This window comes from Thorsellia kenyensis (assembly GCF_042432445.1).
GTDB classification, from domain to species: domain Bacteria; phylum Pseudomonadota; class Gammaproteobacteria; order Enterobacterales; family Thorselliaceae; genus Thorsellia; species Thorsellia kenyensis.
In genome coordinates, this window is sequence record NZ_JBHLXE010000096.1 from 1 (window position 1) to 9792 (window position 9792).

Consider the following 9792-nt stretch of genomic DNA (forward strand, 5'->3'; position numbering starts at 1 on the left):
AGCAATAGCTCTGATGATGAAGTTATTATTGAGAAAATGGCAGAGATAGCCCAAAACACTCTAGGCACTTATGGTAAACGTAGAATGTGCCAAGCCCTGAATAACCAAGGGGTAGTAATAGGGATTCATAAAACAAGAACACTCATGAGAAAAGCAGGTATTTTCGCCAAGATACCTAAAATAAGGCATTAATATGAACCGGATATTGAAAAGCCTGATATACCTAATAAATTAAACAGGGAATATAACCAACTCCGTTTAAATAAGGTTTGGTGTAGTGATATCACTTATATACGGACAGCAACTGGCTGGAGTTATCTTGCTACAGTATTTGATTTGGGCACCAAGGAAGTGGTGGGTCATGCCATGTCCCAAACAGCAGATACCGATTTAGTGATTAAAGCGCTTGATCATGCAATCGGTAAACATATACCTAAGACAAAACAACTGATGTTTCATTCAGATCAAGGATGTCAGTATACATCGAAAAAACTGCGTAAGTTCCTCAAAGAGAGGAAAATAACTCAGAGCATGAGTTGGCGTGGTAATTGTTGGGATAATGTCGTCCAGGAACGCTTTTTTAGGAATTTAAAATTTGAATATTTAGATGACCTGGTTTTATTAAACCACCATGCCGCAGAACTCGCAGTAGAGCGCTATATACGCTATTACAATAACATCAGACTTAATTCTGCAATTGGTTACAAAACACCATTGCAAAAAAGGAAAGAATTACAAAAAACAGGCTAAGAAACATTACAGAAAAGCTTGACCACTATAATGATCAGGAGACGAGCAAAATTTTACATTATTAAATCAATTTCATTGATAAAATGTTATTATCCGTAAACTTAAATCATTTATAAACATTCTCATTTTTCCATGAGTTAAAGTTTCTTTTTTCAGTATCACTACTCAATAAAGTTAAAGAACAGCGTGTAATTATTGACAATTTTTTGTTACCTAAAGTGTTGTGTAACTCTGATTACTCAAAATTCAGTTCACCAATTATGAAAGTCGGAGTGAATAACAAGGAATTCTGGCAAGGACTAAAAGCTCATTTCTTAAACTAGCTATTTTTTATTTTTGTTTTTTACAGGTTTCTTGAATCGAATCTGAAATTTTTATTAATTTTAATTTATTACCTTATGTAATTTGTTAGGATAAATCAATTGCATCAATTAAAAATCAATGAAGATTCAAAAAATCAAACTGTTTGACCGCAAGCAGTCTTCAACATAGGAAAGCAAATTACATATTTGGGAAAAATTTAAATTTTAGGCTACTAATTTTTGAAATCTGCGGGCCATAAGAAATACTGTCCGTGTTGTTTGCTACTTTTTGATACTGCGCCTAATTGATTACCTTTATCAGTAAGGACATAGATATCATTTTGTTTAATTATATATCCTTCTTTTTCAACCTGAGAAAGAAACTCAGCTGTTTTAACGTTTAGTTTATTAGCAATTTTGTAAGAAGTAAGCATTAATTCCTTAGAGGCTTCTTGTTCCTCCAAAGGATTTTGATCTACTATTTTTGCAGTTAATCTGATTTCATCACTAATTCTAATTAGCCTTTGGGCTTCTTCATAGGCAGCAGTATATGTTTCCTTGTCACACTCATCTTCTTTATCGAGCAGTACGCCCATCTCATTATTATTAATTTGGCTAAATTCATATAAATTTAAGCTGGTTATAATGCATTTTGATTCACTCAAATAACATTTTGCGTGTAAATTTTTACAATAACTCGTTCTAATATAATCTTGCTAGCTTAACCACCTAATTTCGTCAGGTTGTAATTCACTTTTACCATAGATAATTCTAACATCGATTTTCAATCTATTTTTATCCTCAAGCAACTCTTTAATTCTTTCATTCAATTGCAAAAATGGACTAATCAAAATTAGCTTTTCTTTAGCGTTATTGACTAAGTCTTCTAGAATGTAGCTTGTTGCAGTTGTGTTTAAAAATTTAGACACGATAATTTTCCTTTAAAAAATCTATTGTTTTATGTGAAAACTGAAGGTTTTAGTTAAAAATTTAAACTAAAGTTGATCATAACCTCGAGGAATAATTTTTGCAATATTTTAAAATCAAACAATGCATTTACAAATTAAGCAGAAGATATCTTTGAAATGACTAATTTGATTAGTGTAAGAATTTGAAATGTTAATGACTATGTATTCCATATAGCTGACCGGCTATTAAAAAATCCAAGCTTGGGTTATGCCTAATTCTTATGTATAAATTTATTTTTAATTAGATATTATTTTTATTTGATAATAACAATTATTATGTTATAGTGTCCAATGTTTTAATAGTATTACTAATAGTTACGAATGATTTATTAAATATAAATATTGTTAAATTCTTTTTATAAATCCAGAGGGTGAATATGAATATGTATTCGTGGGGCTTACTCGCTCCTGAGCAGTTGTCCAGCTTTAGACGTAAACGTTCCCTAGGTTTAAACGCAGTAATTCAAGATTACAATGAAAAAGCTGTACCAGGCGTTGCATCCATCTGGTATGCGAAACAAGTACTTATTTGTGTGTTAGGTATTGTAGTTGCTGAAAGAGTCAACCAATCCTCTAAAAAACGAGTAAGTAATATTGAAGTGACAAATGCTATTGAGGCTTTGGCTTTTAAAATATCTATGCTAAGTAATAGCAATCAAGGTGATGCTCGCATTAGAGGAATTACAAAGTTAGCGAACAAAGAAGAAGAATTATTTACTTATAAAGAAGTGACTAAAAAAGGATTTTATTTAGTTCAACCGATGAGAATGTCTATTGGACAGGCTCTACTATCTCTAGAATTTGCTAAAAGTGGTAGTACAAGATTCAATACTTTTTCTCCAACTGATTTAGCTAAAGAATTTATTGACAAAGAAGATACAGAAAATATGTTGAATACTCTTGTAAATTGGGTAGCGGTTGGTTCTGAACCTTTTAAAAATTTAAAAGCTAAAAAAAATCAACTGTTGAATGTATTACAACCACTATCAAATTCAGCTCGTCTATTCTTAAAAGATGTATTAAATAGAAATACAATGAGCAGTTTCCAGCATGATCCAAGAAGAAAAAATGTTTTAAAGTGGGTTGAACATCTTAAGAAAAATCCTCAAAAAATAGATCTTGGAAAAGATACGAATGAATTTTTATCCGTTGAGCATTGGAAACATATCAAACAGGCTACCCATTTTAACGAATTAAAGATTACTGCTCTAGCTATTCTTAATAACATCGAAAGGTTTATAGGAAATAAAGAGTCTAGTGGAATTAAAATTGAGACATTACTTACAAACCAGTTAAATGATTTAATTACACTGTTAAGCGAAGGTGCTAAAAAATTTTTAAAAAATGAAAATATACATAAAGACGCAAAAAACTTTTGTTTGGAATGCATACAGATTACAAGCAATCAAGAAAAAATCACGTTCATAAAAAGGCTTATTGAACGTGACAACTCCACGCTTGTGATCTCAGGAGACTTAGTTAAACCAGGCGAGGCATTTGAGGTCAAAATGGTAAATGATGATCAACCTCAAGAACAAGATGAATTTAAATATGGAATTTTTCCCAATTATATACCTTATAGACTAATTAATATGTATCTATTGAATTTAGATTTTGCAAATGAACTGACCGATAAGCTAAAAGATGAGGCGAACTGATGACTGAAACAAGCAATTTAAATAAAAGGCATCCGTCCTTAACTCAATGTTTTGAACCACCTGAAGATTTTGATTGTCATTTTGGGTGGGTTTGTGGTTATAGTGCAGATGAAAAATTTATGAACATGGCTTCGGAAAGATTTACTAATTGCCCAGAAAGCATAAGATCTTCCTTAGGTCAGATAAAATTAGGTCTGTTTTTACATAGCAATAATCAACAATTGCAAATGCAGAATATGCCAGGAGTGATGCATTTTCCTTTCAAAGATACTACACCAGCCTTTAACTTAATGCATGCAAAAGTTGCTTTACTTAGCTTTAAGAACGAGTCTGGCTGGGTAGTTAGATTGATTGTATCAACGGGTAATTGGACAAATCAAACTTTGGAAGAAAGTTTAGATTTATTTTGGAAAATTGATGTCAGCCAAGCGGATTTAAAAACACAAGATAGTGAAAAATTACAAGCACTTGCTGATGTTAAAGCAGCATGGGATTTTATGCGTGAATTAAAAACACACTATAATATTGAAATTATAAATCATTTAGAAAAATCTAACCTTAAGCCCTCAATTGAAGAATTCGAACAATGGCTTGAATACATATCAACAAAAGCAAAAGGAAAACCAAGATTTATTGATAATCGAAGAAAGTCTTTTTTTGAACAATTATCCCCCAAATTAATTCAATTAAATCTTGACTCTAAAAAAAATTATATCGCTTTAGGATCCGGGTTTTTTGAGGGGATTACAGATGAAAATTTTACTGAGAGTGTACCCTGCAAAATTGTGAAGCAATTATGTGATGAAGGGCTGTTGACTCAAAATCCTACAAAAGAACTATATATTAATCCAAATAATTGTCAGTTTATTGCACATAAAAAAGATGAGATATTAGAACATAATTATGAAATATTTCCTGCTTACATAAATACTGAAATATTTGGTGAAAATATTTCAAAGAGTTTACATGCAAAATTTATTTTTAGTGCTAGTGTAAAGGATCGGGGAGCGAAATATTCAAATGGCTGGGTATATATAGGTTCTGGAAACCTAACTAATAAGGGGTTTATGAACAGCGCTAAAACTAATAGGGGAAATTTAGAAGCAGGGGTTATTTTTGCAACAGGAGATATGCTTGGAGAGGTACAAAAAGGAAAAGTACACTTACCTTATATCGATTCACTTTTACCCATTCATTTACTGAAAAATACACCTGACATTACTGATCTACCCTTAAAAGAAGGCGAACCATTTGATGAAAAAAGCAATCCAGTTTACGTTGCAAGTTCCCTAACCCATTTAATATGGAATAAGGAGCAAATACCGTCTCGTTTGCTGGCTTGTGAAGCAGAGCAAGGTTATTTGGATAATTTTACTGTTTATAGACCAAATGGTTTGGAATGTATGCGCTGTGAAAATGGTTATATTTGGGAGGGAGAACAACCAACAACAGTTTGGATAAGCTGGCAAAAAGACAGAGTTGAAATGAAAGCAAATATTCCAATCATTGATGATTCCGGAAGAGTCGCTGGCACATCACTCAAAGACCTAACAATTGAAGAAGCTGAACTCCAATTATTATCTTTCCCTCACTTTTTAGCCAATGATACGTTCAAATACGCTGATAATGAAAAAGAAGCTAAAGATGATAATGATTCTTTTGATGGTGAGGAAGATAGCAGTAATTATCCTTCTAATATAGCTATATTTTCAAAACAATCAAATTATCACATCAGAAAAATCATGAGTTTAATTGAAAGTATAGCAATTCAGCAAACACGTATCTCAGCATACAATTGGGATGTTTGGTGTGCAAGACTGGAACAAACATTGAAGCAAATGAGTACTTCTGAATGTGTCGATTTTTTTATAAACAAGATGAAAATAAATCCTTTAACTGCGCTTTATCGAGATGAGTTTAAACCTGATTTTCTAAATTATAATGAAGCTAAAAACACTAAATATGAAGAAATGTTAGAACGAATTCAAAAAGCTTGGAATATCGATTTTAATATTAAAGGATGGGAAATAGGGGATTATAATGAACACTAATTTTAAAGGGTGGGATGCGGTTGCTGAGAAATTAAATCATATAGCTCATGATAGCAATATAAACAATTTAAATGAAGGGCAAAAAGCTAGTCTTAAGGCCATAGCTGAACGAATTACTAACAATGGTTTGATCATTGCTGATGAAGTTGGGATGGGAAAAACAAGAATTGCTGCTATTGTTGCAAAAACAATTATCGAAGTAGGTGGTAGGGTTGCTATAGTCGTACCACCAGGTCTTGGTTATCAATGGAAGAATGAACTCAGTCAAGTGGATATTCCTTCCCCACCTGATTTAATAAGGAGTTTTGAGCAGTACTTAACTGAATTTAAGACAGATGATAAAAATATTTATGAGCAACAGATAGTTTTAATTTCACAGTTTTTTATGACATGGAAGTTGGGTGAAAATTCACATTTATGGCGGTGGAGTATGTTGCCACAAATATATGGGAAATGGAGAAAACATAAAAATGGCGTTTATCCGAATAATTATAAAACTAATCATTTGAACGAATGGGATGTAGATGTAGAAGAAGTTAGTGAAGTTATTGTATCGTATTTAGCAAAGTTTGATATTGAGAATGTCAAAACACCAACTTTACAAAGACTAGAAGAGATTTATGCCTCTATAGAGAGTAATTGGAAGGAAACCTTAGATGCTAATAACTATAAAAAAGATGGGAAATATCGACTCTTGCTTGAAAAAACTGTTGGTTTAGGCTTCGGGGAATTTGATCTTATTATTATTGATGAAGCACATAAAAGCAGAGGAATTGAAAGCGGATTAAATAAAATTTTAGATGAATTACTCATTGAATCGAAATCTTGTAGGCGAATTGCGATTACAGCTACACCCGTCGAGCTGCATGCTGATCAGTGGAAACAAATGTTTTCACGTATTAGAGTTTCTGGTAGAGAAAAAGAGAAAGTTTTTCAAATAATAAAAAAATATAGTGAAGAAGTTCAAACAATTAAAAAAAATAGTTACCTACCTGAGTTTAAAAATAGTTTTGTTGAACTTGCCAGAAAATTCGAAGCTGAGCTGAGTCCTTATTTACTAAGGAGAGATAAGAGTCAAGATGAATCAGTACAAAAGTTTAATGTTCTTGTTAATAATCAAATTGAATACAGAGAAGAAAAAAAAATAGTGATTGATTTAATTTCAGATTCAGAATCCGATGCATCTACTGACCGTTGGAGAAGAACAATTTGTGCAATTGAGGCTCTTTCTATTGTATCCAAAGTAATGAGAAATTCTAATCAGGATAATGAATCGAAGTTGAAAAGGCTTAGACTAACATTGGCCAATGGGCATGGCATTGAAAGCTGCTTAGGCGATATAATAAGCGAAGTAAATGAAACAATTAACAACGAAAAAGAACCTAATATATTAGACCAAGAAAAAATTGAAAATGATGAAAACAAAGCTGTAAATGGATTAACCGAAGAAAAAGATCCTATAGAAAGCAAAAAAAATCGGAGAATTGATTATTGGAAATCTATCGCGGCTCAGCCTTTTTTTAAATCAAATCGAAAAGACATTTTAAATAAGGAGATTCTTTTTGACCATCCAGCCATATTAACCACAGTTGAAAAAATTGAAGAATTAGTCGAAGATAAAAATGAAAAAGTTCTTTTATTTGGTCGTTTTAATTTGCCTCTCGAACGTTTAGAAAAGCTCCTTAATACAAGACAAATGTTAAAGGCTATTTTAAAAGGAAAAGAATGGCCTCAATCAAAAATAGATTCTTCAGACTATGCTGAAGTCTTTGAATGTGCGAAAAAACAATTTTTAAATTATGGAGACAAAGCAGATAGATTAAAAAAATTAAACTTATCCCTCAAAGAACTAAGTGAGTTAAAAGAATTGACTTTTGAACAATTGAATATGCTGTTAAAAAAACAGTATGATAAAAATAGTTATCAAAGATCTAGTTTTAGAAATTTATTAAGTGATTTAGTCTTAAAAGGACAAGTTCGAGCAAAAATTAGTTTAATGAAGCCCGAAATAATTCATTTATTCGACGCTTTTAAAAATGATATCGCTAGATATCAAAATTCTCAAGGCACTTCATTGGAAAATGAAGAAGAGACAAATCCTCTTGTACCTATCAGTAGAGCTCTTATTGAAATTGGTCAGATAGATATTAATCAGAGTCTTAGCTCTGAATCAGTTAAATTGAGTAAGGCCAAAAAAATAGCTAAGAGTTTTATAAAACTAGTTGACATACTGCGTGAGAATAATGAAGGAGATATTAATCAAGATGGGCATTTAGATGAAGAAGAGGCAAATCAATTATGGAAAGTCTTATTCGTAAGAATTAAGGATGAGTATGATGGGCAAAAAGGAAAGTTTGCAAGATTATTAAATGGTGATAGTAGACCAGAGACTAGAAGAACATTACAAGCCGCTTTTAATCGAGAAGAAAGCTTTCCAAAAGTTTTAATTGCTCAATCAGTGGTTGGAAGGGAAGGCTTAAATCTTCATGAGGCATGCCGCTATGTCATCTTAATGCATCCAGAGTGGAATCCAGGTGTTGTTGAGCAACAGATTGGAAGGGTTGATAGATTAGGAAGTTTATGGCAAAAAAAATTAAATGAATATTTATCACTTAATCCATGCCCTGTAGATATTAATAAAGTCCCTCGTATTGAAATATATTCAGTCATTTTTAAAGGGACTTATGATGAGATCAATTGGGAGGTATTAACCCAGAGATGGAGCGATCTTAAGGCTCAACTTCATGGAGTAATAATACCTAAGCAGCTAAATTTATCAGATGATAATAATAAATACATAAATGAAATAAATGCAGCTGCGCCGAATTTTTCACCTAAACCAATAGCTAAAAAGTCTAACTAATATATTTCATCTAGCTAGTTACAAAATTTGTAGGCTAGCTAGATATTTTATATTTTGTCTGTTACATAAAAATATTTGCCATTAGATCGTTTAAAATTAAACATTATATGTATTTAACTTACAAGTTGAGTAGGGCAAAGTAAATAGATTACAGCTGGACTATTTCCTGCTTTTTAAGATAGTACCCTCCTAAGCGACCCTGTAAATAATTCTGTGTATTTGCCATTTTTATTTAAAGGTGATCTGTCAAACGATCACCAAATTTTATTATAAATCTAGTCATTGCTTGTTTCCAATTTAGTATCGGCATTATCCATTTTTTAGAGGCCGCTTCAATCGAATTAGTTCTATAGATGGCTTTTCTAATGTCTTCAGGGTAATTGAAAAAAATATTAAGATTTTCATAATGTGACCGCAATTTTTATTGATTTGCGGATATTTTCCATCCCATTCTTGTGCAAAAGCCTTTAACTGACATTCCGCGTGTGCTGTGAACGTTAACTATTAGGAAGTTAACTTGCTGTATTTGAGATGGTGGTAGGCCCACCAGTATCGGCTAGCAAGAGTTGGTACTAAATCAACCCTAACTGCATTACTTAAGAGGTATTGTAGGAAGCGTAGGGATAAAAGGCGAAATAAATTCGTCAGATAAGAAATAAGAAGTTGAATGAAAATGAACCACCGATGAAGTGTCGTTAACAGTAATTGAGAGTTAAAAGTACTGTTTGCGGAAATAGTATTACCAAAGTCAAATGTAACTTGCAAATCACATTTTGATCAGCTCTTCGGCATAAAGGTGGCAAGATCTTATTTCAGGCTCAAATACGGAACTCAGGAAGATGTTGCCCTGATGTTAAATGAAAGGCTATAGTGGAGAACCCATAAGGCTAAATAGTGAAGCAGAGCGCATTGGCAGATTGTCTCGTACTAGTGATGAAATATTTGTAATGAATATGGAGCGAAGGGGACAGCTAGTCTAGTTTTGATTAATTAAACAACTTTAAGTATTAATAAGGACGATCTAGTTGAACAAAACAAAACCATTTTCAGTCAGTAAGCGTACTGTATTAGAGGCATGGCAACGTGTAAAAGAAAATAGAGGCTCAGCAGGTGTAGATAAAGTTACTATACAGACCTTTGAGCAAAACTTGGAGAAGAATTTATATAAAATTTGGAACCGACTCAGCTCAGGAACCTATT

The 9792-nt window shown here is 32.3% G+C and carries 7 protein-coding genes and 1 pseudogene; 5 read left to right on the plus strand and 3 right to left on the minus strand.

Going from position 1 to position 9792, the window contains the following annotated elements; all coding sequences use genetic code 11:
* Nucleotides 1-192: IS3 family transposase (locus ACFFIT_RS09075; protein ID WP_385877337.1), on the plus strand; the 192-nt coding region annotated here is incomplete at its 5' end.
* Between the two features lie 27 nt (nt 193-219).
* The gene (locus ACFFIT_RS09080; protein WP_385877343.1) at nt 220-750 is read left to right on the plus strand and encodes an IS3 family transposase; all 531 of its coding nucleotides are present in this window, start codon (nt 220-222) and stop codon (nt 748-750) included.
* A gap of 535 nt (nt 751-1285) precedes the next feature.
* On the opposite strand, the gene ACFFIT_RS09085 is transcribed toward ACFFIT_RS09080, so the two are convergent.
* Entirely contained in the window at nt 1286-1717 is a 432-nt protein-coding gene (locus tag ACFFIT_RS09085) for a phospholipase D-like domain-containing protein (RefSeq protein WP_385877338.1), read from the minus strand.
* A 51-nt stretch (nt 1718-1768) separates the two neighbouring features.
* Nucleotides 1769-1981, minus strand: a complete 213-nt coding sequence (locus tag ACFFIT_RS09090; RefSeq protein ID WP_385877339.1) for a phospholipase D-like domain-containing protein — start codon at nt 1979-1981, stop codon at nt 1769-1771.
* A gap of 422 nt (nt 1982-2403) precedes the next feature.
* Between ACFFIT_RS09090 and ACFFIT_RS09095 the strand changes: the two genes are divergently transcribed.
* From ACFFIT_RS09095 to ACFFIT_RS09105, 3 genes are all read left to right on the plus strand, one after another.
* Nucleotides 2404-3678, plus strand: a complete 1275-nt coding sequence (locus tag ACFFIT_RS09095; protein ID WP_385877340.1) for a hypothetical protein — start codon at nt 2404-2406, stop codon at nt 3676-3678.
* Between the two features lie 236 nt (nt 3679-3914).
* Nucleotides 3915-5729, plus strand: a complete 1815-nt coding sequence (locus ACFFIT_RS09100; RefSeq protein ID WP_385877341.1) for a phospholipase D-like domain-containing protein — start codon at nt 3915-3917, stop codon at nt 5727-5729.
* Nucleotides 5719-8592 carry a helicase-related protein gene (locus ACFFIT_RS09105; RefSeq protein WP_385877342.1) on the plus strand — a complete coding sequence of 958 codons (2874 nt, stop codon included), beginning with the start codon at nt 5719-5721 and terminating at the stop codon, nt 8590-8592. The genes ACFFIT_RS09100 and ACFFIT_RS09105 overlap by 11 nt, the downstream gene beginning before the upstream one ends.
* Before the next feature lie 232 nt (nt 8593-8824).
* Here ACFFIT_RS09105 and ACFFIT_RS09110 read toward each other — a convergent pair.
* Nucleotides 8825-9063: pseudogene (locus ACFFIT_RS09110) on the minus strand (transposase); the annotation flags it as partial.
* Nucleotides 9064-9792: the final 729 nt, after the last annotated feature.